General features: G+C 38.1%; 26 protein-coding genes and 1 pseudogene. 8 read left to right on the forward strand and 19 right to left on the reverse strand.

Annotated elements, in window-relative coordinates; genetic code table 11:
• Positions 1–11 precede the first annotated feature (11 nt).
• Complete coding sequence (gene dnaX, locus AC1F25_RS07110) at positions 12–1,757, reverse strand: DNA polymerase III subunit gamma/tau (protein WP_002292336.1); 1,746 nt, start codon at positions 1,755–1,757, stop codon at positions 12–14.
• A 214-nt stretch (positions 1,758–1,971) separates the two neighbouring features.
• Between dnaX and AC1F25_RS07115 the strand changes: the two genes are divergently transcribed.
• Genes AC1F25_RS07115 through AC1F25_RS07125 form a run of 3 tightly spaced genes read left to right on the forward strand, consistent with a single transcriptional unit; the run spans position 1,972 to position 5,222 of the window.
• Positions 1,972–3,219, forward strand: a complete 1,248-nt coding sequence (locus AC1F25_RS07115) for an SPFH domain-containing protein (protein WP_002292335.1) — start codon at positions 1,972–1,974, stop codon at positions 3,217–3,219.
• A 24-nt stretch (positions 3,220–3,243) separates the two neighbouring features.
• Complete coding sequence (locus tag AC1F25_RS07120) at positions 3,244–4,428, forward strand: TFIIB-type zinc ribbon-containing protein (protein WP_002292334.1); 1,185 nt, start codon at positions 3,244–3,246, stop codon at positions 4,426–4,428.
• Positions 4,425–5,222 carry a TPM domain-containing protein gene (locus AC1F25_RS07125; protein ID WP_002292333.1) on the forward strand — a complete coding sequence of 266 codons (798 nt, stop codon included), beginning with the start codon at positions 4,425–4,427 and terminating at the stop codon, positions 5,220–5,222. The genes AC1F25_RS07120 and AC1F25_RS07125 overlap by 4 nt, the downstream gene beginning before the upstream one ends.
• A 383-nt stretch (positions 5,223–5,605) precedes the next feature.
• On the opposite strand, the gene AC1F25_RS07130 is transcribed toward AC1F25_RS07125, so the two are convergent.
• Positions 5,606–6,262: a Crp/Fnr family transcriptional regulator gene (locus AC1F25_RS07130; protein WP_033627209.1), complete on the reverse strand. Its 657-nt coding sequence runs from the start codon at positions 6,260–6,262 to the stop codon at positions 5,606–5,608.
• A gap of 192 nt (positions 6,263–6,454) precedes the next feature.
• Here AC1F25_RS07130 and AC1F25_RS07135 point away from each other — a divergent pair, with 192 nt between their 5' ends.
• Both AC1F25_RS07135 and AC1F25_RS07140 read left to right on the forward strand, forming a co-directional pair.
• The gene (locus tag AC1F25_RS07135) at positions 6,455–6,733 is read left to right on the forward strand and encodes a hypothetical protein (RefSeq protein ID WP_002289230.1); all 279 of its coding nucleotides are present in this window, start codon (positions 6,455–6,457) and stop codon (positions 6,731–6,733) included.
• A gap of 18 nt (positions 6,734–6,751) precedes the next feature.
• Positions 6,752–7,960, forward strand: a complete 1,209-nt coding sequence (locus AC1F25_RS07140) for an MFS transporter (protein ID WP_002290321.1) — start codon at positions 6,752–6,754, stop codon at positions 7,958–7,960.
• 146 nt (positions 7,961–8,106) lie between these two features.
• On the opposite strand, the gene AC1F25_RS07145 is transcribed toward AC1F25_RS07140, so the two are convergent.
• The 6 genes and pseudogenes from AC1F25_RS07145 to AC1F25_RS07170 all read right to left on the reverse strand — a co-directional run bounded on the left by AC1F25_RS07145 (position 8,107) and on the right by AC1F25_RS07170 (position 11,242).
• The gene (locus AC1F25_RS07145) at positions 8,107–8,472 is read right to left on the reverse strand and encodes a DUF2512 family protein (RefSeq protein WP_002289228.1); all 366 of its coding nucleotides are present in this window, start codon (positions 8,470–8,472) and stop codon (positions 8,107–8,109) included.
• A 156-nt stretch (positions 8,473–8,628) separates the two neighbouring features.
• Positions 8,629–8,802, reverse strand: a pseudogene (locus tag AC1F25_RS07150) (DeoR/GlpR family DNA-binding transcription regulator); the annotation flags it as partial.
• Between the two features lie 126 nt (positions 8,803–8,928).
• Positions 8,929–9,330, reverse strand: a complete 402-nt coding sequence (locus tag AC1F25_RS07155; protein WP_002320697.1) for a hypothetical protein — start codon at positions 9,328–9,330, stop codon at positions 8,929–8,931.
• 21 nt (positions 9,331–9,351) lie between these two features.
• Positions 9,352–10,065, reverse strand: coding sequence for a C47 family peptidase (locus AC1F25_RS07160; RefSeq protein ID WP_479993999.1), 714 nt, complete (start codon positions 10,063–10,065; stop codon positions 9,352–9,354).
• A 166-nt stretch (positions 10,066–10,231) separates the two neighbouring features.
• Complete coding sequence (locus tag AC1F25_RS07165) at positions 10,232–10,594, reverse strand: thioredoxin family protein (RefSeq protein ID WP_002310231.1); 363 nt, start codon at positions 10,592–10,594, stop codon at positions 10,232–10,234.
• A gap of 114 nt (positions 10,595–10,708) precedes the next feature.
• Positions 10,709–11,242, reverse strand: a complete 534-nt coding sequence (locus AC1F25_RS07170; RefSeq protein WP_002314236.1) for a hypothetical protein — start codon at positions 11,240–11,242, stop codon at positions 10,709–10,711.
• A 544-nt stretch (positions 11,243–11,786) separates the two neighbouring features.
• On the opposite strand from AC1F25_RS07170, the gene AC1F25_RS07175 reads away from it, so the two are divergent.
• Positions 11,787–12,515, forward strand: coding sequence for an Rgg family transcriptional regulator (locus AC1F25_RS07175; protein ID WP_244843315.1), 729 nt, complete (start codon positions 11,787–11,789; stop codon positions 12,513–12,515).
• 91 nt (positions 12,516–12,606) lie between these two features.
• On the opposite strand, the gene AC1F25_RS07180 is transcribed toward AC1F25_RS07175, so the two are convergent.
• The 4 genes from AC1F25_RS07180 to AC1F25_RS07195 form a co-directional block, all read right to left on the reverse strand.
• Positions 12,607–12,870: a type B 50S ribosomal protein L31 gene (locus AC1F25_RS07180; RefSeq protein WP_002290330.1), complete on the reverse strand. Its 264-nt coding sequence runs from the start codon at positions 12,868–12,870 to the stop codon at positions 12,607–12,609.
• A gap of 98 nt (positions 12,871–12,968) precedes the next feature.
• On the reverse strand, positions 12,969–14,264 hold the full coding sequence (rho, locus tag AC1F25_RS07185; RefSeq protein ID WP_002290332.1) for a transcription termination factor Rho: 1,296 nt from the start codon (positions 14,262–14,264) through the stop codon (positions 12,969–12,971).
• Positions 14,261–15,532 (reverse strand): UDP-N-acetylglucosamine 1-carboxyvinyltransferase, encoded by a 1,272-nt coding sequence (locus tag AC1F25_RS07190; RefSeq protein WP_002290334.1) that lies wholly within the window; start codon positions 15,530–15,532, stop codon positions 14,261–14,263. Before AC1F25_RS07190 ends, rho begins: the two co-directional genes overlap by 4 nt.
• 164 nt (positions 15,533–15,696) lie before the next feature.
• Entirely contained in the window at positions 15,697–16,566 is an 870-nt protein-coding gene (locus tag AC1F25_RS07195; protein WP_479994000.1) for a class II fructose-bisphosphate aldolase, read from the reverse strand.
• A gap of 102 nt (positions 16,567–16,668) precedes the next feature.
• Here AC1F25_RS07195 and AC1F25_RS07200 point away from each other — a divergent pair, with 102 nt between their 5' ends.
• Positions 16,669–16,881: a hypothetical protein gene (locus tag AC1F25_RS07200; protein WP_002316919.1), complete on the forward strand. Its 213-nt coding sequence runs from the start codon at positions 16,669–16,671 to the stop codon at positions 16,879–16,881.
• On the opposite strand, the gene AC1F25_RS07205 is transcribed toward AC1F25_RS07200, so the two are convergent.
• On the reverse strand, positions 16,858–18,468 hold the full coding sequence (locus tag AC1F25_RS07205) for a CTP synthase (RefSeq protein ID WP_002310226.1): 1,611 nt from the start codon (positions 18,466–18,468) through the stop codon (positions 16,858–16,860). The two genes, AC1F25_RS07200 and AC1F25_RS07205, sit on opposite strands and share 24 nt — an antisense overlap.
• 446 nt (positions 18,469–18,914) lie before the next feature.
• On the opposite strand from AC1F25_RS07205, the gene AC1F25_RS07210 reads away from it, so the two are divergent.
• On the forward strand, positions 18,915–19,874 hold the full coding sequence (locus AC1F25_RS07210; protein WP_479994001.1) for an IS30-like element IS6770 family transposase: 960 nt from the start codon (positions 18,915–18,917) through the stop codon (positions 19,872–19,874).
• Between the two features lie 320 nt (positions 19,875–20,194).
• On the opposite strand, the gene glnA is transcribed toward AC1F25_RS07210, so the two are convergent.
• From glnA to AC1F25_RS07240, 6 genes are all read right to left on the reverse strand, one after another.
• Positions 20,195–21,535: a type I glutamate--ammonia ligase gene (gene glnA, locus AC1F25_RS07215; protein ID WP_002287001.1), complete on the reverse strand. Its 1,341-nt coding sequence runs from the start codon at positions 21,533–21,535 to the stop codon at positions 20,195–20,197.
• A 27-nt stretch (positions 21,536–21,562) separates the two neighbouring features.
• Positions 21,563–21,955, reverse strand: a complete 393-nt coding sequence (locus AC1F25_RS07220) for a MerR family transcriptional regulator (protein WP_002290339.1) — start codon at positions 21,953–21,955, stop codon at positions 21,563–21,565.
• 228 nt (positions 21,956–22,183) lie between these two features.
• A complete protein-coding gene (gene hflX, locus AC1F25_RS07225; protein ID WP_002310225.1) occupies positions 22,184–23,413 on the reverse strand; it encodes a GTPase HflX in 1,230 nt (409 codons plus the stop codon).
• A gap of 1 nt (position 23,414) precedes the next feature.
• Entirely contained in the window at positions 23,415–24,332 is a 918-nt protein-coding gene (miaA, locus tag AC1F25_RS07230; RefSeq protein ID WP_002290343.1) for a tRNA (adenosine(37)-N6)-dimethylallyltransferase MiaA, read from the reverse strand.
• Positions 24,333–24,335: 3 nt separating this feature from the next.
• Positions 24,336–25,073, reverse strand: coding sequence for a glycerophosphodiester phosphodiesterase (locus tag AC1F25_RS07235; protein WP_002290344.1), 738 nt, complete (start codon positions 25,071–25,073; stop codon positions 24,336–24,338).
• A gap of 90 nt (positions 25,074–25,163) precedes the next feature.
• Complete coding sequence (locus tag AC1F25_RS07240) at positions 25,164–25,691, reverse strand: CAP domain-containing protein (protein ID WP_002289403.1); 528 nt, start codon at positions 25,689–25,691, stop codon at positions 25,164–25,166.
• Positions 25,692–25,705: the final 14 nt, after the last annotated feature.

The raw sequence follows: 25,705 nt of genomic DNA on the forward strand, positions 1-25,705 counted from the left end.
CTCCTTTTTTCTTAATCATCTACTACTGTAACAGCCTCGGAACCAAAAAATTCCTCTGCTTTTACTACAAGTGTTTCTTCTGGTACTTCCTGTTCTTGAGGGAGTAATTCGATTTCTCCTTCTGACTCTTCAGAAGCAAAAGAATTTTCTGCTCCCTCTTCTTGTGCTTGCGTCAAATAATTTTTTCGAAGTTCCGGCCAACTTTCTCTTGTGATATAAACCGGATCAGGCGCATAGTCTTTGATCATTCGGCTTAAATTATTGTGTACCGAAAGCTGCAGTTCTTCGTCGTTTGCTGCTCTTTGACAAACAATCTCATAATCAAATGCAATCACTAATCCTGTAGGGCCAGCTGCAACTGGTTCACTTGCTTTAAGCATTGCCCGCTGAGTGACAGAGAGGCTCATCAGCAAATCTTCCCATACTTCTTTTACTTGGTTCAGATGCTGTCTTGTCGCTTCCCGCAGAACTTTATATACCCGTTCCGTCGGTACCCGATACGTACTTGTTTGTTTTTTGTGATTCGTCTGCTGTACTGGCTGTACTTTTGTATTCACAGTTCCTGTGTTACTGCGAAGTTCTTTGATTTCGTTTCTCAGTTCCTTGATCTCTTGTTGCAGCTGTTTTACTATCTGATCATCTGCTAATGCCATTTTTGCTGAAGGAACAGAAGCAGAGGGTAGCTGTGCGAGTTTGACTGTAGCGACTTCCAAATAAATAGCGGCACTATTAGTAAATCGGATTTCATTTTGTGTATCGCTCAAAATCTTTATCATTGAAAATAGCTGATCCGCTGAAACAGTTTGTGCCAATTCCGTAAATGTACTTCTGATCGTACTTGATTGTTCTTCAACTAGATTGGGCGCTTGCTGATACATCAGCAGATCACGGCAGTATTGTAACATATCCTCTAGAAAGCGACGTGATTCTTTGCCGGCTGCGAGAATTTGATTCAACGCTTCCAATGCTTCTGGTACTTCTTTTTTCACGCAAGCACTCAAGTAGCTGTCCATCATTTCGTCTGTCAAGCTGCCTGTTACTTGCATGGCATCATCTAAAGTAATCGTTCCTTCACTAAATGAGATTGCCTGATCAAGAATACTCAATGCATCCCGCATCCCGCCTTCTGCGGAACGGGCAATCACATTCAATGCAGCTGGTTCATAGTTGATAGTCGATTCTTTTAAGATAAATTCAAGATGTTCGACAATATCTGCCGTATTGATCCGTTTAAAATCAAATCGTTGGGTTCGTGAAATGATCGTAGCTGGTATTTTGTGAGGTTCGGTCGTTGCTAAGATGAATATGACACTTTCTTTTGGCTCTTCCAATGTTTTCAACAAGGCATTGAAAGCTCCTGTTGAAAGCATATGTACCTCATCAATAATGTACACTTTGTACGCTGCCTTTGTAGGCGCATAGTTTGCCCGATCACGGATAAATCGGATTTCTTCGACTCCGTTATTGCTGGCAGCATCGATTTCGATCACATCTTCTTGCGTACCAGCAGTGATTGATCGACACATTTCGCATTCGTTGCATGGTTCACCGTCTTTACTGTTCGGACAGTTGATTGCTTTTGCGAAAATCTTTGCTGCACTTGTCTTTCCGGTTCCTCTGGGTCCTGTAAACAAATAGGCATGTGAGGTCTTGTGGGAAACAATAGCATTTTTTAGTGTCTGTGTCACAGCTTTTTGTCCAACGATGTCTTCGAAACGCTGCGAACGCCAGACTCGATAAAGTGCTTGATATGCCATAAGGATCCCCCTTTTTTAAAAAATTCACTATCTCTTATTATACGTGATATTGGGTAAAAAAACTACTATCCTTCTCGGCTTTTTCAGGTATTTAATCAATACGCAAGTTTCCATTTCAATTCCGTCTCTAGTCCGAGAAGTTTCACTTCTTCCTATGGTATAATAAATAAACAATAATTGTTTGGCATTAGCTGAATCAGAGGAGGAATTTTTTATGGGTCTTATCAAAGCAGCAACAAGTATGGTCGGCGGCGGTCTGGCAGATCAATGGCTAGAAGTCATCGAACCAGACAATATGAGTGATACAACGGTTATGACGAAAGGTGTCAAAGTTCGTAAAGATGACAAACGTGGCTCCAATCGTAAAGGAACAGAAGATGTTTTGACAGACGGAACAGTCGTCCATGTCTATCCAAACATGATGATGCTTTTGGTCGATGGTGGAAAAATCATCGATTATACCGCTGAGGAAGGTTATTACACCATTAAAAATGACGCAGCTCCTTCCATGTTCAACGGAACACTGAAAGAAGCAATTGCTGAAACATTTGACCGATTTAAATTTGGTGGCGTTACACCGCAGAAACAACAAGTTTTTTATATCAATCTCCAAGAAATAAAGGGAATCAAATTCGGTACGAGTGCGCCATTGAACTACTTTGATAATTTCTATAACGCAGAATTATTCTTACGGGCACATGGCACTTATTCTATTCATGTCGTTGACCCGATTTTATTTTATACAAACGCAATTCCTAAAAACAAAACACAAGTAGAAATCAATGATATCAATGAGCAATACTTAGCTGAATTCCTAACAGCATTGCAATCAGCAATCAATCAGATGTCTGCGGATGGACAACGGATTTCTTATGTCCCATCTAAGAGTTTGGAGTTAAGCAAATACATGGATACTGCATTGGATGATTCTTGGCGCGAGTTGCGAGGGATGGAGATCGTCTCTGTCGCTGTGGCCAGCATTTCTTACACAGATGATTCTGTGAAACTAATCAATATGCGTAACGAAGGGGCGATGCTAGGTGATCCTAGCGTACGTGAAGGATACGTGCAAGGTTCCATTGCCCGTGGAATGGAAGCAGCTGGAAAAAATGAAGCAGGAGCAATGACTGGCTTTATGGGCGTAGGTATGGGAATGAATGCAAATGGCTCTTACCTTTCCCAAGCGGCTCAAAACAACCAAGAACAAATCAAGCAACAAGCTGAAAAACAAAATCAACAAGCCGCACAAGGGAATGTAGATACTTGGACGTGTCCAGTCTGTGGGACAGAAAATTCCGGAAAATTCTGTTCCAACTGTGGCGCTGCCAAACCAGTAGAAAACGCTCAGCCTAAGCTACAGATGCGTTGCAGCGAATGCAACGAGATTGTGGATCTTTCCAACGGCATCCCTAAATTCTGTCCAAACTGCGGCAAACCGTTTAAAGGAATCCCCGTTGATTAATTTATTGAGAAAGGTGTGCAGCTGATGGATGTTCTTACACATAAATGTCCTAATTGCGGCGGTCCGTTGACTTTTGATCCTAAAGACCAAAAATTTCATTGCGAATACTGCCTGAATATTTATACCGAAGAAGAAGTCAGCCAATATGAGCAGAAGCAAAAAGAAGCGCGTATGGCTGGCGAAGAGAGCAAAGAAGAACCTTCGTCTACAGAAGATTTTACTTTTACAGCCCAAGAACAGCTTACCAACATGAGTGAAGCCGAGCGCAAAGCGTTTGACGAGGCAGGCGGTTTTTCAGATACAGCGGACGAAGCTGCAGGTAATACTGTATCGATGGATCTTTTCCTTTGTCCCAACTGTGGTGCAGAGATTGTGACCGATGCGACCACTGCTGCGACTTATTGTTACTACTGCCATAATCCCGTTGTACTATCGGGACGTTTAAGCGGAGAATTCTTGCCAAATAAAGTACTTCCTTTTGCTGTCGAGAAAGAAGAAGCAATCAATAGATTTCTCGCTTGGACCAAGAAAAAATGGTTTGTTCCAAAAGCTTTTTTCAATAAGGATCAAATCGATAAGTTGACGGGTGTATATTTCCCTTATTGGGCTACAGATGCTGAAGTAGATGGCACAATGCAGGCAAACGGCACCGTTATCCGCATTTGGCGAATAGGTGACATCGAATACACAGAAACGAAGCAATTTGCTGTTTCAAGAGCAGGCAAGCTTTCTTTTAAAGAACTAGTAAAAAATGCCTTATCAAAAAATACGCAACAAAAGATGGTCGAAGGCGTGCAACCTTTCCCGTTAGATAAAGCAATTGATTTTAAAAGCCAGTATTTAGCCGGGTTCCAAGCAGAAAAAAGAGATATCGAATACGAGGCAATCAAATCGCAAATTCAGTCTGAATTAAAAGACTATTCAGAGAAGCTGTTAAAAGATACTGCCAATGGGTATACAACATTGACAGGTGTCCGAACCTCTGCTTCAATCACAAATGAAGTAAATAATTACGTATTGTTGCCGGTATGGCTCGTTACTTATCGAAGCAATGACTCAAGTAAAAAAGTCTACTATTATGCAATGAATGGACAAACAGGAAAAGTCAGCGGTGTCCTGCCGATTAGCCAGAAAAAATTAGGACTGACTGCTCTTGGGATTTTCGCTGGACTAGCGATCCTCTTTCTGATCGGAGGTTACTTGATATGATGAAAAAATTCTTTTTGTTCTTTCTTTTGCTAGTAAGTGTTAGTTGGCCGGTGGCTACTCATGCGGATACAGCAACGGTAAATGACGAGGCTGGGTTGTTCACTACAGATCAAATCCACTCTTTGGAACAACAGGCAGAAAAACTGAATGAAAAAATCAAGGGACGTGTCTTAATCGTCACAACTACTTCTAATTCAGAAGAACCAAGAGACTTTGCCGATAATTACTTAAGAAAGGCAGTCGGAAATGATCAAAATGGCTCAGTTTTGCTATTGGATATGGGGCAGCGTGAAATCTACATTTCGACTTCTGGTAATATGATCGATTATTTGACTGACAGTAGAATCGATTCGATCTTAGATGATGTTTATGATCAGATGACGAATGCTGCCTACTACGATGCTGCAAAAGCGTACTTGTCTAAATCAGCCACATATGTGGAAGACGGAGTTCCAGGAGGTCATTATCGTGTAGATGAAGAAACTGGCAAAATCACACGCTATAAAGTTTTGACGACAGTGGAAATCATCATTGCTGTTGTTTTGGCTCTTATCCTTAGTCTTGTCTTTTATTTTGTGACTGTTTCGCGTTATCAATTGAAATCAGGCATCTACAAATATCCGTTCCGAGAAAAATCCAGTATCAAATTAACTGAAAAAACCGATCGTCTGACAAATTCTTTTGTCACGACAAGAAGAATCCCCAAAAGCCCACCTCCTGGAAGCGGCGGTGGCGGAAGTACTACCCACTCTAGCGGTGGCGGGACTTTTGGCGGTGGCGGAAGAAGTTTCTAAAAATAGCTAAATGAAAGTTCGCAAAAAGAGGCTGTGACAAAAATCGTGTCACAGCCCTTTTGTTGCGAATAAACGGTGTTCAAAAGCTTACATCTGCGGTAATAAGTCCAGCCAAGTTAAAAACATTAGGAGCTGTTTTTACTTGGCTGTTCTTATTACTTGATGCAGAACAGCTTTTTTACAACCTCTTGGTAAACGGTGTTCAATCAGCTGACCCTCGGTATTAGCTCAAAACGATGATTTCACAACCTCTTATTCACGGTGTTCCAGAAGTAGCTTCTTCGAAAATAAGCCGAAATTTGTCAAAAAATTTGAGTAACAATTTTCGGAAATTCCTTCTTATTTCTTGAAGCTGCCCACTTCTGTCACAACCTCTTTGTTCATCAAAAGATAATATTGTCTTCTAACAAGTCCATATTCAAAATAACGATACGATGATCTTTCACTGTGATAATACCATCTTTTTTCAACTGCTTTAAAATTCTGTTCACACTGCTAGCAGTTGAAATACCACAAAATTTGGCAATTTCTTCATTTGTGATCGAAAAATCGATCAGCATCCCCTCTTCTGTTCGCACGCCGAATAAATCATATAATTCGTAAAGTTGCGTACAAACAGCTCCCAGTTTTCCATTTAACAGCATTTGTTGCATTTTTTTCATCGAATAAAGCAAGCGATAGCGGTAATACTCTTTTACATAGTGTTGTAGCTTTGGATCTTGGTTGATATTTTGCCAAAATCTCACACGATTGATTCGATAAAACTCTGCATATTCTGATTCAACTCGAATATTATACGGCGAATCGATGAATTGTGAATATTCGTCTTTTAAAAGAGAGACGATTTCAAGATCTTTGATATAGCGAAGGTTAAATTCTCTCCCATCATTTGAAATAACACTTGCTTTTACCGTTCCCTCTTTCAAGATATACGTATGGGAATCTTCCATCCCTTCGAATGTCAAATATTTATGATATCCTTTGCGTATAATCGGAAAATCATTTTTATCCAAATATTCCTTTAAGACTCTACTATCCAATGATGCTCCCCCATCCAAACTTTCATCTAAAAAGATCATACAGTACTTTAAAACTTTTTAAAGTCCAAAGGTATTTTACTAATGATATTAACATTTGTTAAGTACCTTTTTCCATCACTTATGCGATTTTTTTCCTTTTTTTTATTCGTTATACTGCAGAAGTAAAATTTTTTAAGAATAGAGGGAAAAAACATGAATTACTGGATGAACACAATCATTAATCGATTAGAAACAGCATATCAAACAAGATTTGACATGAAAGCTTCTTTAGTCTTTTTAAATGATGCGTATCAAAACTCGATCGAATTGATCAAAGCAGTGGATGAGAATCCAACAAACGAATGCGAAGAATTTTTAAACCTGTTTATGTCTACACGGGATTTATTTATTCGCCAACTTGTTGATCGCTATCCATCCAATTATCACGATGTAGAAGTTCAAATACAAAAATTAAAAGCATATTCAGCTTAAGGGGAATGTATAACATACATGGAAAAGAAATTATTTAATAAATATTTTATCGGAATCACATTGATCAATTTTATTGTCTACCTGATTTATTATCTGTTGATGGTCATCATGGCAGTCATTGCGCAAGACACATTACACGCCAGCTTGAGCCAAGCAGGTTTTGCTTCTGGAATATATATCATCGGAACATTGCTGGCACGCTTATTCATGGGGAAACAGTTAGAACTATTTGGTCGGAAGTTTACCTTAAGAGGCGGCGCGATTTTCTATCTTCTGACAACATTAGCTTATCTTTATACACCAACTATCGGGGCATTGTATTTAGTTCGATTCTTGAATGGATTTGGTTACGGTACAGTTTCTACAGCTACAAATGCTATTGTTACTGCATATATCCCTGCATCTAAAAAAGGGGAAGGCATCAATTATTACGGATTAAGTACTAGTTTAGCTGCCGCTGTTGGACCATTTTTAGGAATGATTTTGCTGAATATGACTGACTTTCGTTTCATTATTTGGTTTTCAATTGTACTGGTCTTCTTTGTTACAATTGCCTGCCTTGTCTTTCCTGTAAAAAATATTCCATTATCTGAAGAACAAAAAACATCTCTTCGTTCATGGAATATCAATAGTTTTATTGAAAAGAAAGCACTTTTCATTACAGGAATCGCCTTTTTGATGGGTCTTTCTTATTCAAGTGTTTTATCATTTTTATCTTCTTATACAAAAGTAATCCACTTAGTTGCTGCTGGGTCATTTTTCTTCGTCGTATATGCTTTGGTCATCACATTTACACGTCCATTGACTGGAAGGATTTTCGATGTCAAAGGAGAACAATACGTGATGTATCCTAGCTATTTATTCTTAACAGCAGGATTATTTTTACTGAGTGTAACGACGAATAGTGTGACATTGCTTATTTCTGGAGCATTAGTCGGTTTAGGTTACGGTACGTTCATGTCAAATGGACAAGCTGTCTGTTTGAAGATCGTAAAAGAACACCGCATCAGTATTGCTTTGTCTACCTACTTTATTGGTTTAGACCTAGGCTTAGGCGTTGGTCCTTATTTGATGGGGATGCTAAAATCTCTTACTTCATTTAGAGGATTGTATGTGATTGCCGGAGTCATTCCATTGGTATGTACAGCACTCTATCTTGTTAATGGCCGAAAACATAGTCATGAAGCAGAGGGCGAATTGATTGAATCATTGAAAAATGAAATTTGATCTTGATGAATAGATAAAAAAACCGTTCAGATCTGAAAATGATCTGAGCGGTTTTTTGAGTAAAAATAGTTTATGATTATTCTTAATTAAACATCTATTTATTTTTAAAGCTTTCATTTATCGATAAGAATAGTTTAACTGTTGATTTATTCCATTTTCCGTTCATCTGGTACGATTCCTTGACTTAGCAACCACTTGTGGAAGAACCATTCTGCCACACCAATCAATAGAGCAGGAATCAAGACTTTCATCCAAATATCGACTGTATCATTCATAAAGTATAGATAGAGCCACAAGATAACTGCAGCTGAACCAGCATCTGCGATCGTTGCTGCGATGTTTCCTACTTTACGTAAGATCAACAGATCCCCTAGCACATAGATCATCACTACGATAATTACCCCAACAATCGTTGAATCCATAAAGCTAACACCGTATAAACCGGTCAGCACGACCCAAAGAATTGCCCAGATCATGATTGCCTTCACTACCAACGCCTTCACATGTTTCATTTTCTGCACTCCTTTCTTCTGGATAAAAAAGTAAGGTTATCTAACAAGATAACCTTTTCGTTATTATACCATCGGCTAAGAGAAGCGAGCAAAGATAAGGTCCTATCTAAGAAAATGAAAAAATGGGAAAACACCTTAGAATATTCACGCAATAATTCATCCATACAGACATTCGATATGGTGTTCCTTTACTTTCTCATACTGTTCTTTTGCCAGTTCGTTACTTGTCACCAGATAATCGATTTCATGAAAAGCAATGGCTTGATGCATGAATTTATGTGCGATTTTTTGCTGTGTAACTAAAACGGCAAGCCGGTCTGCTTGTTTTCTATTTTTAGGTAAATGGTTTTTTACTTCGAAATAACCCCTCTTCATTTTGTTAATATAAGGTGTTTTTATCACTTGTCTTATAGCAAACTCTTGAATTTGCTCTCATTTATAATTATTCTAATTTCTTTACTTTTTTATTAACTCTATTCCCATCGCATTTGAAGTCGTTCCAGAATCTAGCTTACTGCGTATAACGAATATACGCTCATCATCTCTCTTATCCAATGTGTAGGCCCATTGATTATCTTCACAATATATCGTCAACCCATCATTTACTTTTATGCCTGTGAAAGCACCATTAAACTGGTGTTTATCATACGAAATGTCTATTGAATGTTTATCAATGTTGATTGTCCACATTGATTCATCTCCCGTATATACCCATTCTCCACAAAAAAAAGTTAGCTGCTCCCATTCTTCCTTTGATAATTCTAGTTCTTTTTTCTTCGGTTGACTAGCGGGAGAAGAACAAGCCGTACATAATAATATTGTTACTAGAATAAGAGAAGAAATTTTTTTATACTTCACTCCTAACACCCCTAATGCTATTTATAGATAATGCCAAGAAAATAATCCTGAATCTTGTTTTAATACCACCCCATGAGTACTAATCAAATGACTGGAAGGGTCCAGTAGATCATATCCATAGCTTGAATTACTCCATGGATTCCATACGGAAATCGTTTTATAAAAATCAAAGTTAGCGTACCCTCTAACAACAAACGCATGCCTATCCTTCCCTCTAGTTTGTTTTAGCGCAGATACCCAATATGGCCGATTCGCATTAATTTCAAGCATCGTTCCTTCTGCTGTAGCTGTCCCCCATCTATTTGAAATACTATGAAATCCATAAGAATTAGCGTAGCTAATACATTGGATATTTGAGGCAGATTCATCTGCTAAATTGGATGAACTTGGATACAAAGTTGTCATCATCTGTCGTGCAGTAGGAAAACTTTTCCTAGTTTGATAACGGATAATAGCTGTAGTAGCGTATGCTGCACACCATGAAGTTTTCCCTTGATTTTCAAGAAAATCCAAGTTTAGATACTTTTGTCCATATGCTTTGGATAACCTATCAATAGTTTGACTATCCGTAGATAAGCTAAAAATAAATTTGTTCTCGCACTCATTTGTCAATGTACGAAAATTGAAATTACTTAATTTTAATTCGCTAGGACTGACAAAGTATCCATAGGCAAACGAAACCGCTAACAAAAGCACTTGCTTAGAATAATTCTCTAAGTAACGTAAATCCACCATTTTAATTATTTTCCCTAATTTTTTCCAAGATCAACTCAATATCTTTTCTTAATTGTGCTATTTGTCGTCGCGTATCATCATTATTTTTTTGAAGTATTTTCAGAGCGTAAAGACAAAATACTAAAAATAAGCCTAGAAGTATCATGCTATATATAGGGATAAACAACTATGCATCCTCCTCAAAAATAGTTTTATTATTTTCTAAAAATTCAGAAATAGCTTTTTCAGTGTAAACACCATCTAATCTATCAACTAAAACACCTTTAGAAATCATTAATAATGAGGGTACTACAGTTAAATCAAGCTTTTTAGCTACTTCCTCTAAGCTCTTTTCATCTTCGTTTCGAGCTATATCAGTTCTATAGTAGCTGGCTTTTACTCCTACACTTTTTAATATGTTTCGAAGGGTAGGTTCAATTTCTTGGCATTGAATGCAAGTCGGTCTACCTACATATAATAAGAAAGTATCAGAACCTTCAAGCTTTGATTTTAACACTTCTGTCTTTATCTCAGGTAGAATATTATTCATACCAAATCTGCCCGTTTGAAAAAAAATCAACGAGAATGCTACTACAAAGAGACATAGAAACGATATAATTATTCTGCTAGTTTTAATCGACTTTTTCACATCTCATCAATCCAATCAAAGTTTAAAACAAGCCACTACAGAACTCATCGTCCCAGTGCCTAAAGCTACGAAACCTCCAATACAAGCAGCACAAATAACTGGTATAGCTGGGCACGAACCAACACAAGCTCCTGCAATGATAGTCGCAACGTATTTACTAATACCAAGAACAACAACAATACAAGCAATTTTAGCAGCAACACCTCTACTCTGAGGTAACAAAGCTCCTTGTTTTTGTACATTTTGCATGTCCTTCTTAATTTGCTCGTTAGATAAAAACTCTTCATTAAGTAAATCAGATTTCATCAATTTACCGTTTACATAAGATTCAATTTGAATTTTATTGTTCAACCCTCGACTAATAATAGTTTCTTGATATCCTTCATTTTCTCCATTCTGACTATAAGTAACCGTCAAATTACTAAATAAATTATAGTCATCGCCTACTATGGGCACTGTGATCGTATAAAAATCCTTTGAATTTTCTGTAACTTGTAGAACTTTTGCGTTTGTTAAATCCAATGAGCTTTTTGGTACATGAATAATCATATTTCTATTGCGTAATTCATTTGAAATCTTGACTTCATATCATTAGTTACTATTGTACTTACTAACTTTGTAGTTTCCGTAATATCAAACAACTTCGTGAATATATCTAATTTTTCATCCGTAAAATCTGAAATCATTTTTTCATTTGTTGTCTTAGAATTAACTACTTTGCTTGCAGAAACATTTAGAACTGGGATAAATAATCGATCGACAATCTATCCACCACCCAAATAACAACCTATCCCCGATTTTCAATATTAAATACACACCTCCCGTGTTTTTATTTTATCTACTATGTTATTATGATTAAAAATACGTATTATTTTCATTTTGTGATTAATTTGCGCATAACAATTATAAAAGAACGGAGCGGTGATATGGATAGTGGGGAATTGCTTAAGAAATTGCGTGTAGAAAGAGGTATCTCTCAAAAAAATTAGCTCACAATATAACAACAAGAAATACATTATCTAGATATGAAACTGGAAAAAATAGCATACCTTTTGTTATTTTATTGGAATTTCTTGATAAATTGAATATAACCATGGATGAATTTGTCTTATATCTAGAATTTGATAGCATACGAAAGAAAAATAAAAAGATAAAAGATTTTATTAAAGCTACTAGAGAGAATAGAGGATCACGGAAGTATACTTTAGAAATCATTCGAAAAAAAGCAAATACTACACGAGACATTGTTGATATTCGCAACTATTTAGTCATAAAAACTTTTGATTGGTATACTCTGCCCATAGAAAAACGTAAGCTGAATAAAAATGATAAAGAACACTTGGATCACTTTGCCAATTATTTAGAAAAAGTAAATGAGTGGGGAAGATTTGAAATGATCAGTTTTAGCTCATTACTATTTCTTTTTGATACAAACTATATTTCCCAAAGGCTTACAGAAATCGAACGCAAAATTGAAAAATACAACGATTTTGAAATATTTCATCCGATATTATCCAGTCTTTATAATAATGCTTTTCTTTTAATGTTAGAACGCAAAAATATTCACTTTTCTAAACAATACTTACAAAAATTTGAAGCTACTCATCATAGATTATTGTTTGCAAAAGATACTCAGATATCCATTCAATTTTATAAGGCATTAATCTGTCATATAGAAGGAGATAGCATCAAAGGACGAAAACGAATAATGAAAATTTTACAAGGACTAGAATTATTAGAGATGGATAGTTTAATCAATGAATTTAAATTTGATTTAATAAAATTCGAAAAAATTTACTGTATCCCACCCATTTTTGAGTAACGATATCCATCTATTCATTATGGTCAAAAACGAAAAAAACAGACTATCCCTATCGGATAGTCTGCTAAACGTTGAGTTATCAGCGTTTTTATTATTCCGCAGCGTTTGCGTCTTTGAGACCGTATTTTTTGTTGAAACGGTCCACACGTCCGTCTGCTTGTGTGAATTTTTGACGTCCAGTGTAGAATGGATGTGAGTCAGAAGTTACTTCGACACGGATGACTGGGTATGTATTACCGTCTTCCCATTCAACTGTTTCTTGTGAAGTTTTTGTTGAACCTGACAAGAATTTGAAACCAGTTGTTGAATCCATGAATACTACTGGGTGGTAATCTGGATGGATGTTTTCTTTCATGATTTTTTCGCTCCTTTGCCCTGCTCCATTTGCTGAACCAGAGTTGATTTGTCGATTTACAACATTAACATCTTAACATGTTTCAGTCAAGGTTGCAATTATCTTTTCAGATTTCTGGTCGGATTTTTTTTACCAAAGGAGACATCTTGAAATTCTTTGAAAAATTGCTGATTGTTTTTTGTTTTACGCAAAAAGCGGATCAGTTGTTCCGTATATTCTAATGAATCTCCAGTCATATTTTTTCGAAGTTTCCAAATTTCTTCTAGTTCTTCACTTGGCATCAATAATTCTTCTTTTCGGGTACCTGATTTTTTGATATCGATGGCTGGGAAGATCCGACGTTCGGATAACTCGCGTGAAAGTTGTAATTCTAGATTTCCAGTTCCTTTGAATTCTTCATAGATCACGTCATCCATGCGGCTTCCTGTATCGACTAAAGCGGTCGCTAAAATCGTCAAACTGCCACCTTCTTCGATGTTTCTTGCCGCCCCGAAAAATTTCTTAGGTTTATACAATGCGGCTGGGTCAATCCCGCCACTCAATGTACGTCCGCTTGGTGGAACGACTAAGTTATAGGCCCGAGCAAGTCTAGTAATACTATCCATCAAGATAACGACATCTCGTTTATCTTCGACTAAACGCATTGCACGTTCCAATACTAATTCAGAAACTCGAGTATGGTTTTGCGGCTGCAGATCAAATGTAGAAGATACCACGTCGCCTTTCACGCTTCGTTCTAAATCCGTTACTTCTTCCGGACGTTCATCAATCAGCAGAACGATCAATTCTACTTCCGGATAGTTTTCGGTGATACCATTTGCGATTTCTTTTAATACAGAAGTTTTCCCTGCTTTTGGTGGTGCGACGATCAATCCACGCTGACCAAAACCGATTGGAGAGAAGATATCGATCATTCGGGTAGATAGTCTTTGCGGTGTTGTTTCCAGTTGAAGCTGTCTTTGCGGATAAAGAGGTGTTAAGGCTGGAAAATGCGGACGTTCTTTTGCTTCTTCCGGATCTTTTCCATTAACGCTTTCCACGTGCATCAAACCATAATAACGTTCCGATTCTTTAGGCGGACGGGCTTTTCCTGCCACTTTGTCCCCATTTCTCAAACTGAATCGTCTGATTTGTGAGGCAGAAATATAGATATCTTCTGCACTTGGTCCATAATTGATTGGCCGTAAAAAACCGTAACCATCTTGACCAACGATATCTAATATCCCTTCCATATAATAAAATCCTTGTTTCTCAGCTTGTGCACGAATCACAGCTAGAGATAATTCCTTTTTGTTCATCTTACTGTAATAAGGAATTTTAAATTCTTTGGCATAACTATAAACTTCTTTTAACGTTTTGTTCTCTAGTTCTGCCATTGTCAAATAATCGCTCATTCAGCTCCCACTTCCTCTATCATTTCGATTGATGCCCCTAAGGCTGTTAGTTTCTCGATAATATGATCATAACCGCGTAAGATATAATCTACGTTATAAATCGTCGTTGTTCCTTCTGCTAATAGTCCGGCAATCACTAAACAAGCACCTGCCCGAAGATCGGAAGCCACGACTTCTGTTCCGTGAAGTTTATTTGGACCATTCACGATGATCATATTTCCTTCCACGGTAATATCAGCGCCCATTCGAGCTAATTCAGGCACGTGATTCACCCGTTTCGCATAGATCGTATCGATGATTTCTGAAGTGCCTGCGGTCATCAATAGCAACGCAGTGAGTGGTTGCTGCAGATCTGTGGCAAATCCTGGATAAGGATAGGTCATGATATTTGCGGCTTTTAATTCTTTTGAGGGGTAAACTTCGATTTCATCTTCGCTGATTTTCATATGGACGCCAATTTCCTGCAATTTTGCTATAAAACTTTCCAAATGTTCAAAAATCACATTTTTCACTTTGATACCTTTTCCTGCTGCAGCTGCTAATGCCAGATAGGTTCCTGCTTCGATACGGTCAGGAATCATGAAATGACGACAGCCATGTAATGCTTCGACTCCTTCGATACGGATCACATCTGTACCCGCTCCTCGAACTTTTGCCCCCATATTATTCAGTAAAGTTGCCACATCGATGATTTCCGGTTCTCGTGCAGCGTTTTCAATTACTGTCTGTCCCTTTGCTTTTACAGCAGCTAACATCACATTGATTGTAGCTCCGACTGAAACCACGTCCATAAAAATCCGATTGCCATGCAACCCTTCATTTTCTGTCCGTAAATACATGGCACCATGTTCATTTGTCACTTCAGCACCTAGAGCTTCAAATCCTTTGACGTGTAGATCAATCGGTCTAGGACCTAAATAACAGCCTCCTGGCAGGCCTACCACCGCTTCCCCAAATTTACCAAGCAGTGTTCCCATAAAATAATAAGACGCACGCAAACTATTGATTTTTCCGTGCGGCATCGGAACCGATACGATTTCTCGAGGGTCAATTTCTAGTATGTTGTTGGAAAAATGGACCGTTGCGCCCATAATCTCTAAAATTTCAATTAATGAATGAACATCTTGTATGTCCGGCACACCTTCCAAGATCACTGGGGAATCAGCTAAGATTGCAGCTGGAATCAATGCGACTGCACTATTTTTTGCACCGCTGATCGTTACTTCGCCAGCTAAAGGTCGGTTTCCTTTGATTACGATTTTTTTCATCTGTTTCCACCTTGTTTATTAATCTTTTTTCATGGATATGCTTGTATTTTATCATAGATAAAAAAAAGAAACGAGCATGGTCTGCCGTTTTAAGTAAAAAAGAATGGAGAACGACTTCAAAAGTCGTTCTCCATTCCTATACATCGTATCTGTTATGTGGATGCTTACGCTTTGTTAGCTGAACCAAACCAGTCGATATGAGCTTTCGCATCTTCAACGATTGCTGCTTTACCTGGAGCTAATAATTTACGAGGGTCGAATCCTTTACCTTCTTTATCTTTACCAGCTTCGATATATTTACGAGTAGCTGCAGCAAATGATAATTGGAATTCAGTGTTAACATTTACTTTTGAGATACCCATTGAGATAGCTTTTTCGATTTGATCTTGAGGAATACCTGATCCGCCATGTAATACTAAAGGCATGTCTGGACCTACAGCATCAGCAATTGCTTGTAAGTGGTCAAATGCTAATCCTTTCCAGTTTTCTGGATATTGACCGTGGATGTTACCGATACCGCAAGCTAAGTAGTCGATACCTGTAGCAACCATTTGTTTGCATTCTTCGATGTCAGCTAATTCACCGTTACCGATGATTCCGTCTTCTTCTCCGCCGATTGAACCAACTTCACATTCAACTGAGATACCTTTTGCGTGTGCTTTTTCAACAACGTCTTTAGCTAATTTCAAGTTTTCTTCGAATGGTAGATGTGAACCATCGAACATTACTGAAGTGTAGCCTAGTTCGATACATTCCAAAGCAGCTTCGTAGTCACCATGGTCTAAGTGGATAGCAACTGGAACAGTGATGTTCATTGATTCAACTAAATCAGTGATCAAATCTTTACAGATTTTGTAACCACCCATGTATTTAGCTGCACCCATTGATGTTTGGATAAGTACTGGTGCTTGTTTTGCTTCAGCCGCTTCAAGAATTGCTTGAGTCCATTCCAAGTTGTTTGTGTTGAACCCGCCGACAGCGTAACCGCCTTTACGAGCAGCTTTTAAAAATTCAGCTCCTGATACTACTGGCATAATAAAATTCCTCCTAAGTTTTGTAAAACTAAATTTGTTAAGACAATTCTTAACCAACGACCCTATTTTACCAAACATTTCGGTAGTTTTCTACTAAAATCAATGAAAATGAAAATTTTCAAGAAGTTTTTTGCAAAAAATAAAATGCTTAATCGCTCTTTACTCAAAAAAAGTCTTTTACTTCCTATCTTTTTTCCTATAAATAATAACAAATCAGAAAAAGAGAAAAGTAACAAGAAAATTGCTTATCCCCTTCTCTTGCTACTTTTCTCTTTCTATCAAGCTAAAAAATTATTTTGTTTCATGATCTGCTAATGATGCTCCGACAAATGCTTTGATTAATTTTTGCGGACGATTTGGACGAGAAATCAATTCTGGGTGGAATTGGCATCCCACAAAGAATTTCTTCTCTGGCAGTTCTACGATTTCTACTAAACGGTTGTCTGGTGAGACACCTGAAAAGACTAGTCCTTGTTCTTCAAACATTTGACGATATTTGTTGTTGAACTCATAGCGGTGACGGTGACGTTCTTGCACAACATCAGCTCCATCATATGCTTCAGCCGTCTTCGTTCCTTTTTTGATTTTACATGGGTATAATCCAAGGCGTAAAGTTCCACCCAAATTCTCGATGTTTTCCTGATCAGCCATTAAATCAATAATGTTGTTTGCTGTATCTGGATTCGTTTCAGCTGATGCCGCATCTTCCAACCCAACGACGTTACGTGCAAATTCGACACAAGCCATCTGCATACCAAGACAAATCCCTAAAAATGGAACGTCATTTTCGCGAGCATAACGAATTGCTTCGATTTTCCCTTCTACTCCGCGATCGCCGAAACCGCCAGGAACTAAGATTCCATCTGCATCTTTCAAACGTTCTTCTACATTTTCTCTCGTTAATTCTTGTGCTTTGATCCAATCGATCTCGATATCTGAATTATAGGCGAATCCAGAATGTTTCAATGCTTCAACTACTGAGATATATGCATCTGGTAACTCGACGTATTTACCGACAAGTGCGATCCGTACTTTTTTCTTCAAGTTCAAGACACGTTCTTCTAATTCTTTCCATTCTGTCATGTCTGCTTCTGGTGTATCTAATTTCAAATGGTCGCAAACGATTTGATCCATTCCTTGTGCTTGTAAAACTAACGGGATGGAGTAAAGTGTATCTACATCTGGCGACTCGATGACTGCTTCTGGCTCGACATCACAAAATTGTGCCAATTTGTTTTTCACGCTTTGAGAAACAGGTTGCTCTGTACGTACCACCAAAATATTCGGTTGGATACCTAAACCGCGTAGCTCTTTTACACTGTGCTGCGTTGGTTTAGTTTTCATTTCTCCAGCAGCTTTCAAGTAAGGGATCAATGTTGTATGGATATACATAACATTATCTGTACCGACATCTGCCTTCATTTGACGAAGTGCTTCAAGGAATGGCAAAGATTCTATATCCCCTACTGTTCCTCCTACTTCTGTAATGATCACATCTGAATCAGTCATTTTAGCTGCTCGCATGATTTTTTCTTTGATCTCATTTGTAATATGAGGAATAACTTGAACTGTTGCTCCCAAGTATTCGCCCTTACGTTCTTTACGCAAAACTTCAGAATAGATTTTTCCTGTCGTCACGTTGGAGTATTTGTTCAAATTGATGTCAATAAAACGTTCGTAGTGGCCCAGATCCAAATCTGTTTCAGCACCATCATCTGTTACGAATACTTCTCCGTGCTGATATGGGCTCATCGTCCCTGGATCCACATTGATGTATGGATCAAATTTTTGGATAGTTACTTTTAAGCCGCGGTTTTTCAATAAGCGTCCTAAAGAAGCTGCAACAATCCCTTTTCCGATTGATGAAACGACACCGCCGGTCACAAAAATATATTTTGTCATAAGTTCAAAAACTCCTTTTTAATTTATGTGCAGGAAAAGTCTCAGAAAATAAACAAAGCTCCCTATTCTTTAATAAGAATAGGGAGCCGAAATTTCTGTAAACTTCTGACCCTTTAAAAGGGTGCCCAAGGTGTATAATACAAGCTGACTGAGGGAAAGTCAAGTACTCAAATGAAGACTATCCGCTTACAATTTTTTCTTTTTCGATATCCTTTGAGAAATTATTTCTTAAGTCCTTTATGAGTGCAAAAAAATTTAACCCACATAATAGGCTTTAGATAAACATAGCTAACGTTAAACTTAAGCAAATCAGGAAATCTTTACTGAAAAATTTTAAGTGAAATAATAGACGCGAATTGTAAAATTAAGTTAGAAAAATAAAAAGGCATTTATGGTACACTCAAATTGTATTTCCGACGAAAGAAAACAAAGGAGTGTAACCATAAATGACCTACAAACATCTTACCATAGACGAACTGACAATGATAGAATCATATTATCTTCAACATAATAAGCCGGTTGAAATCGCTAACCGAATGGGACGTGCTATACAAACTATTTATAATGTAGTCAATAAGTTCAAGCAAGGTAAGACTGCTCTTGATTATTGGCACCAGTATAAAGAAAATAAGAAAAAATGTGGTAGAAAAGTCATTCAATTACCTGCTCATGAAGTAGATTACATTAAAGAGAAAGTCACTCTTGGTTGGACGCCTGACGTCATTATCGGGCGAAAAGAAAGGCCTGTTTCATGCGGTATGAGAACACTTTATCGTTTATTTTCTAAAGGAATATTTGATATTGACACACTACCGATGAAAGGTAAAAGAAAACCCAATGGCCATCAGGAAAAACGGGGAAAACAACAGTATCAGCGCTCAATCCATGATCGACCTGATAATTATCCTGATTTCAATTCTGAGTTTGGTCACCTTGAAGGTGATACGATCGTTGGCATTCATCATAAAAGTGCCGTCATTACTTTAGTTGAAAGATTATCTAAAGTCATTATCACGATTAAACCCAACGGCCGTAAGGCATTAGATATTGAAACCGCCCTTAATCAATGGTTTTCTCGCTTCCCTAAAAACTTCTTTAAATCTATTACGTTTGACTGTGGAAAAGAATTTTCTAACTGGAAAGCCATTAGTAACCAACATGATATTGATATATATTTTGCGGACCCTGGAACACCTTCTCAACGCCCATTAAACGAAAATTCTAACGGGATTCTGCGTCGTAATGGACTGCCGAAATCAATGGATTTTAGAGAAGTGAATCAGACATTTATTTCCAGTGTCAGCAATCAACGTAATCATATTCCAAGAAAATCATTGAATTACAGAACACCAATCGAAATATTTTTGATCTATGTACAAGAAGCATTTTATTCTAGCTTAATTTGACAAATCATAAGATAAAAAAAGAAGGAGGTGCGACAAACGTCGTGCCCCCTTTATTTCTAAATAAACGGTGTTCAAAAGCCAGTTTCTCGGTATTAAGCCAAATTTATGCAAAAATTTGAGGAACCATTTTCACAAAATTTTTCTTAATACTCGAAACTAAACGTCTTTTTCACAACCTCTTGATAAACGGTGTTCAATCAGCTGACCCTCGGTATTAGCTCAAAAAACGGCAAAATATGAGGAACTATTTTGCCGTTTGTTTCTCTAATACTCAGGTCAAACCGCTGATTTCACAACCTCTAATTCACGGCATTCCTGTTTTAATAAAGTTCTAGATATTGTTCTCTTTCCCACTCGGAAACAGTTTGTCTGAATGCCGCCCATTCGAGACGTTTTGCTTCAACAAAATTTGAGAAGATATGTTGTCCTAATGCATCAATCATTACATTATCCTTACGTAATTCCTTGATAGCATTATGGATAGTTGAAGGTAAGTCTTGGATATGTGCAGCTTCTCTTTCTTCCTCATCCATGACATAAATGTTACGGTCAACAGCGGCTGGCGGTGTGATCTGATTACGGATACCATCTAGTCCTGCTTGCAATAATACTGCCATTGCCAAGTATGGGTTTGCAGATGGATCAACTGAACGCAATTCCAGACGTGTGGACAAACCGCGAGATTCTGGTACACGTACTAATGGCGAACGATTACGACCGCTCCATGCGACATAAACAGGCGCTTCATAACCTGGAACGAGACGTTTATAAGAATTGACTGTTGGATTGCAAACGGCTGTATAGGCACGAGCATGTTTCAGCAAACCGCCTAAAAAATGATACGCTGTTTCACTTAGTTCCAATTCACCGTCTTTATCATAGAAGACATTTCCTTCATCATTGAATAAAGACATATTGCAATGCATACCAGAACCATTGATTCCAAATAACGGTTTCGGCATGAAAGTTGCGTGAAGTCCGTGCTTGCGTGCAATCGTTTTGACAACGAGCTTGAAGGTTTGGATATTATCACAAGCATCTACTACATCCGCATATTTAAAGTCAATTTCATGCTGTCCTGGCGCTACTTCATGATGTGAAGCTTCTACTTCAAAGCCTAAGCTTTCTAATTCCAACACGATGTCACGGCGGCAATTTTCACCTAAATCTGTTGGTGCAAAATCAAAATAACCACCTTTATCATTCAAGGTCGTTGTGATCCCACCGTCTTCGTCTAATTTAAATAAGAAAAATTCTGGTTCAGGTCCTAAATTGAAAGAGGTAAAACCAAGGTCGCGCATGTCTTTCAATGCTCGTTTCAAATTCCCACGAGGATCACCGGCAAATGGTGTCCCATCTGGATTATAGATATCACAAATTAAACGAGCAACTTTTCCATGAGCACTTTCCCATGGGAAGATCATCCAAGTGGAGAGATCTGGATACAAATACATATCGCTTTCTTCAATTCGAACAAATCCTTCAATCGAAGAACCGTCAAACATCATTTTGTTTTCTAACACTTTGTCGATCTGGCTCACTGGAACTTCTACATTTTTAATCGTACCTAAGATGTCTGTGAACATCAATCGTAAAAATCGTACATTTTCTTCCTCAATGATTCGTTTGATCTCTTCACCTGTTATCTGTTTCTTTACCATGGTATCCCTCTTCCTTTTTTAATTTATTCAGTCAAAGAATTGTCTTTGCAATCCTTGCGACTGATAATGACCTGTTTTGCTTAACCCACCTTGCGCCAAAATCTCATCACGAAAAATTTGTCGAACGTCATGATCTGTCAACGGCTTCTTGCTTTTTGCTTCTTGTTTTTTCGCCTGTGCCATTTCGTATACACGTTTGATCCCAGCCATGTTTAACCCGTCTGAAAGATAATCTTTGATCTCAAGCAGCATATCGATATCATTCAACGAATACATGCGGCGATTTCCTTCACTTCGTTCCGGATGAACTAAATCTTGTTCTTCATAGTAGCGAATTTGCCGAGCAGATAAATCAGTCAGCTTCATAACTGTACCAATTGGAAATACGGACATAGATCGGCGCAATTCCTTTTCTCCCATCAGACGTCCCCTTTCGTTTTATAAGTTGGCTAAAGTGTACCAATTAAAAAAAATATTGTCAACTGCATATGTTAGGTTTTCTAACATGAGACCTCTATTTTTTTATAAAATAACAAAAAACATGAACGCAAAAAAAGGTATCTAGTTGATTTTCGTACCAGATACCTTTTACTTTTATTGTACTATGCTATTCTTTCTCAGTGATTTTTATTGTAAAAAAACAAAATTTTATTTGCTTTTTCTCAACCATTTTGAATCATTTTTTGCAAAGCCTCTCACTTCATACTCGTTTGATTCTTCCATGTAGGCTTCGTCCAAAACCATCGTTTGTCTTCTCAACTCACTTAATTTCTGTCCTTCATTGCTTGGCACAGACAGTGTATAAGGTGTCATCAGTTCCATCAGTTGACGCTTGATTGCTTCGATCAATGCCGTCTTCCCTTCTTTCGTTTGAGCAGAAATCAAGACATTAGGGAATAATGTGGGCGTAAACATCGCTGGATCAATCTGGTCTGCCTTATTGTAAACAGTCAGTATCGGCATTTCTTTCATATTCAATTCATCCATCAATTTTAGTACAGTCTGCTCCTGTAAAATGCGATCTGGAGAACTGGCATCGACTACATGCAACAAAAGATCCATATTCTGACTTTCTTCTAGCGTAGAATGGAAAGCATCGATCAGTTGCGTAGGCAGATCTTGGATGAACCCGACGGTATCTGTTACTGTAATCTCAAATCCTTCAGCAAAACGCCATCTTTTAGTCAATGGATCTAACGTTGCAAACAACTGATCTTTTGAATAAGTATCCGCTTGTGTCAATAAATTCAAGATGGTTGATTTTCCAGCATTCGTGTAGCCTATAAGACCAATCTGAAAAATCTCACTGTTTTTTCTTTTTTGACGATTGCGCTCTCGATGGGCTTCTACTTCTTTCAATTCTTTCTTAACAGCAAAAATTTTATTCCGTATATGTCGGCGGTCTGTTTCTAACTTTGTTTCACCTGGTCCTCTTGTTCCAATCCCACCACCAAGACGAGACAATGTTTTCCCTTGCCCCACTAAACGAGGCAGAAGATATTCTAACTGAGCAAGTTCAACTTGCAGCTTTCCTTCTTTCGAACGAGCACGCATCGCAAAAATATCTAGGATCAGCTGTACTCGATCAATCACCGGAAGGCCAACAGCATCCGTAATCAGTTGACTCTGTCTCGGAGTCAGTTCATGATTAAAGATGATCAAATCTGCTTCATGCGCATCTGCTTTTTGAACTAATTCTTGTAATTTCCCTTTCCCGATAATCGTTTGCCGATCTACTTGTGGTCTCTTCTGTGTAATTGTGAATACGACTTCTCCTGATGCGGTGTTCGTCAGCTGAACTAGCTCTTCCATTGACTCTGAAAAGTAACGCTGGTTTGCTTCGGTTTCTACCCCTACGATGATTACTTTTTCTTCCATTTTATTCCGCCTCCAGCCATTTTTTGATTGTTTGCTCAATCTGACTTTTTTGATTTGGCTCACTTATAAGATCAAACCACTGTGCATCCAAACGGTTCCGAAACCACGTTAACTGACGTTTCGCGTATCTTCTCGAATGTAATTTGACTTGTTCTGTTGCTTCTTCCAATGTTTCTTTCCCTTCAAAATAAGGGAAAAATTCTTTATATCCAATCCCTTGACTGGCTTGGACTTCTCCAAGCTCATATACCTTACGTGCTTCTGCTACCAAGCCTTCTGCTAGCATCAAATCGACTCTATGATTGATTCGATCATACAGGACATCACGCTTCGTATCTAACCCAATCATGAGGTAATCATATAAACGCTTTGGCTCTTCTTTAGGTGCCGTGATACTATGCCCTGTCGTCTCCAAAACTTCCAGAGCTCTTATCACTTTGCGCTGATTGTTCCAGTGGATTTTCTCAGCAGCTGCCGGGTCTTTTTCTTTCAACTGATTCCATAACGCTTTGGAACCAATTGTCTCGGCTAACGTTTCATACTTTTTTCTAATCTCAGGATTCGCTTCTTCTGTCGCCCCTAACTGGTAATCGTATAGAAGAGATTGGATATACAGACCCGTGCCACCAGCTATGATAGGTAGATGCTCTCGGTTCGCAATCTCAGTAATCAATTGTCGACCTGAACGCTGAAAATCAGCGGCTGAGTAATGTTGAGTAGGTTCGATCACATCAATCAAATGATGCGGAACATCATTCATCTCTTCTTCTTTGATTTTTGCTGTACCGATATCCAGATTTTTATAGATTTGCAATGAATCACCGCTGATGATCTCTCCTCTAAATAGTTGTGCGAGTTCCACACTTAGCGCTGTTTTACCGACTGCTGTCGGACCGACGATCACTAATACTTTTTCCATATTTTACCTACTTTTCGTTGATTGTTTCCACCGAAGAGCTTTCTCCGGAAAATCAGTTATTATTCCATCTATTTTGAGTTCTTGACATTTGGCCATTTCTTCTTCATCATTGATCGTCCATGCACGAATTGCTTTTGGAAAATCAGCTGCCTGGACAGGATGTTCGAACAACCAAGTATTTTTTGGATGTACTCCTTCTATATAAGGGGTTTCTGCTGCTAGTTGGATCTTTTTATCAGAAGTACTCATCAATAAGTCCAGCTGTATCTCTGGTTCCAATAACGCGATTTTTTCCAAAGAAGCCAAATGAAAGCTGCAATATGCATGTTGAAAAGGCCAATCTCTGCTTTTTAATGTTTCGGCTAATTTTTCTTCGATACCGGGATATTCATACTGATCAGTTTTAATTTCAATCATTAGCATCCCTCGGTAATTTTTTTGGAGAAGCAGTCCTAAAACTTCTTTCAATTCAGGGACTTTAGCTGCTGGAAATTCTTTGCTGAATTTGCCTCCTGCATTCAATTTTTTGAGTTCTTCCAATGTTTTTTCTCGAATCAGCCCTTTACCGTTAGTCGTCCGATCCACTTCTTCATCATGCATAACGATCAAATAACCATCTTTGCTTAGATGAACATCTAGTTCGATACCATCTGCACCCACTCGTACAGCTTCTGCAAATGCAGGAAGCGTATTTTCTGGGTGGGTACCGCTGCTTCCGCGATGAGCATAGATTTGTAACATCTTTCTTCACTCCGTTCAATTCTATTGTATCATTAAGAAAAAAAGAAAGCATTGCCACGCTCTCATGTGCAACGGCAATACTTCAAAATATCAGCTCCAAACATCATCTTTCGAGAAGAAACCAATCGGCTGGCGCGTCATAGTCTTCAACTGTGCTTTTTTTTCATTGATCATTTCAGTCAAACTATCCGTAAAATTCTCTAAAATCACGCGTCCGCCTTTATAAGCATATCCACCAATCTTCATTGTTTCATCTGGAGATAAAATCACTTTTCGATGGGAGATGTTCTTAAACAGCTCGTCTAAAATATAATTTGGCAGATAAAAACTATTCTGCGCTGAAAATGATTGGAGATATGCAAAATCGTCAATCGTGATATAACAATCATCGAATGCATCAAAGCTGACATATTCTTCCATCAGCGTCGTCCGTTTTTGCAAGATCTCGTTGATCTTTTTATTTAATTGGTTCAGCGTCTCGATTTCTTTGACTTTCAATTCCAATTCACGTCTACGCTGTTCTTTATTTTCCAAGTGACGCATTTGCAGTATCATGCCGATATAGACAACTACAGCACCCGTCAACACGCCGATAAGACCGGTAATACCAACTATCAATCTGTTGTTCCTCC

The organism is Enterococcus sp. M-BR2 (assembly GCF_056612775.1).

What these genes read in the sequence shown, in the direction of transcription:
- dnaX (WP_002292336.1), bottom strand. Translation starts at nt 1,757, where the DNA reads ATGGCATATCAAGCACTTTATCGAGTCTGGCGTTCGCAGCGTTTCGAA.
- AC1F25_RS07115 (WP_002292335.1), top strand. Translation starts at nt 1,972, where the DNA reads ATGGGTCTTATCAAAGCAGCAACAAGTATGGTCGGCGGCGGTCTGGCA.
- AC1F25_RS07120 (WP_002292334.1), top strand. Translation starts at nt 3,244, where the DNA reads ATGGATGTTCTTACACATAAATGTCCTAATTGCGGCGGTCCGTTGACT.
- AC1F25_RS07125 (WP_002292333.1), top strand. Translation starts at nt 4,425, where the DNA reads ATGATGAAAAAATTCTTTTTGTTCTTTCTTTTGCTAGTAAGTGTTAGT.
- AC1F25_RS07135 (WP_002289230.1), top strand. Translation starts at nt 6,455, where the DNA reads ATGAATTACTGGATGAACACAATCATTAATCGATTAGAAACAGCATAT.
- AC1F25_RS07140 (WP_002290321.1), top strand. Translation starts at nt 6,752, where the DNA reads ATGGAAAAGAAATTATTTAATAAATATTTTATCGGAATCACATTGATC.
- AC1F25_RS07145 (WP_002289228.1), bottom strand. Translation starts at nt 8,472, where the DNA reads ATGAAACATGTGAAGGCGTTGGTAGTGAAGGCAATCATGATCTGGGCA.
- AC1F25_RS07160 (WP_479993999.1), bottom strand. Translation starts at nt 10,065, where the DNA reads ATGGTGGATTTACGTTACTTAGAGAATTATTCTAAGCAAGTGCTTTTG.
- AC1F25_RS07165 (WP_002310231.1), bottom strand. Translation starts at nt 10,594, where the DNA reads ATGAATAATATTCTACCTGAGATAAAGACAGAAGTGTTAAAATCAAAG.
- AC1F25_RS07170 (WP_002314236.1), bottom strand. Translation starts at nt 11,242, where the DNA reads ATGATTATTCATGTACCAAAAAGCTCATTGGATTTAACAAACGCAAAA.
- AC1F25_RS07175 (WP_244843315.1), top strand. Translation starts at nt 11,787, where the DNA reads ATGGATGAATTTGTCTTATATCTAGAATTTGATAGCATACGAAAGAAA.
- AC1F25_RS07180 (WP_002290330.1), bottom strand. Translation starts at nt 12,870, where the DNA reads ATGAAAGAAAACATCCATCCAGATTACCACCCAGTAGTATTCATGGAT.
- rho (WP_002290332.1), bottom strand. Translation starts at nt 14,264, where the DNA reads ATGAGCGATTATTTGACAATGGCAGAACTAGAGAACAAAACGTTAAAA.
- AC1F25_RS07190 (WP_002290334.1), bottom strand. Translation starts at nt 15,532, where the DNA reads ATGAAAAAAATCGTAATCAAAGGAAACCGACCTTTAGCTGGCGAAGTA.
- AC1F25_RS07195 (WP_479994000.1), bottom strand. Translation starts at nt 16,566, where the DNA reads ATGCCAGTAGTATCAGGAGCTGAATTTTTAAAAGCTGCTCGTAAAGGC.
- AC1F25_RS07200 (WP_002316919.1), top strand. Translation starts at nt 16,669, where the DNA reads ATGAAAATGAAAATTTTCAAGAAGTTTTTTGCAAAAAATAAAATGCTT.
- AC1F25_RS07205 (WP_002310226.1), bottom strand. Translation starts at nt 18,468, where the DNA reads ATGACAAAATATATTTTTGTGACCGGCGGTGTCGTTTCATCAATCGGA.
- AC1F25_RS07210 (WP_479994001.1), top strand. Translation starts at nt 18,915, where the DNA reads ATGACCTACAAACATCTTACCATAGACGAACTGACAATGATAGAATCA.
- glnA (WP_002287001.1), bottom strand. Translation starts at nt 21,535, where the DNA reads ATGGTAAAGAAACAGATAACAGGTGAAGAGATCAAACGAATCATTGAG.
- AC1F25_RS07220 (WP_002290339.1), bottom strand. Translation starts at nt 21,955, where the DNA reads ATGGGAGAAAAGGAATTGCGCCGATCTATGTCCGTATTTCCAATTGGT.
- hflX (WP_002310225.1), bottom strand. Translation starts at nt 23,413, where the DNA reads ATGGAAGAAAAAGTAATCATCGTAGGGGTAGAAACCGAAGCAAACCAG.
- miaA (WP_002290343.1), bottom strand. Translation starts at nt 24,332, where the DNA reads ATGGAAAAAGTATTAGTGATCGTCGGTCCGACAGCAGTCGGTAAAACA.
- AC1F25_RS07235 (WP_002290344.1), bottom strand. Translation starts at nt 25,073, where the DNA reads ATGTTACAAATCTATGCTCATCGCGGAAGCAGCGGTACCCACCCAGAA.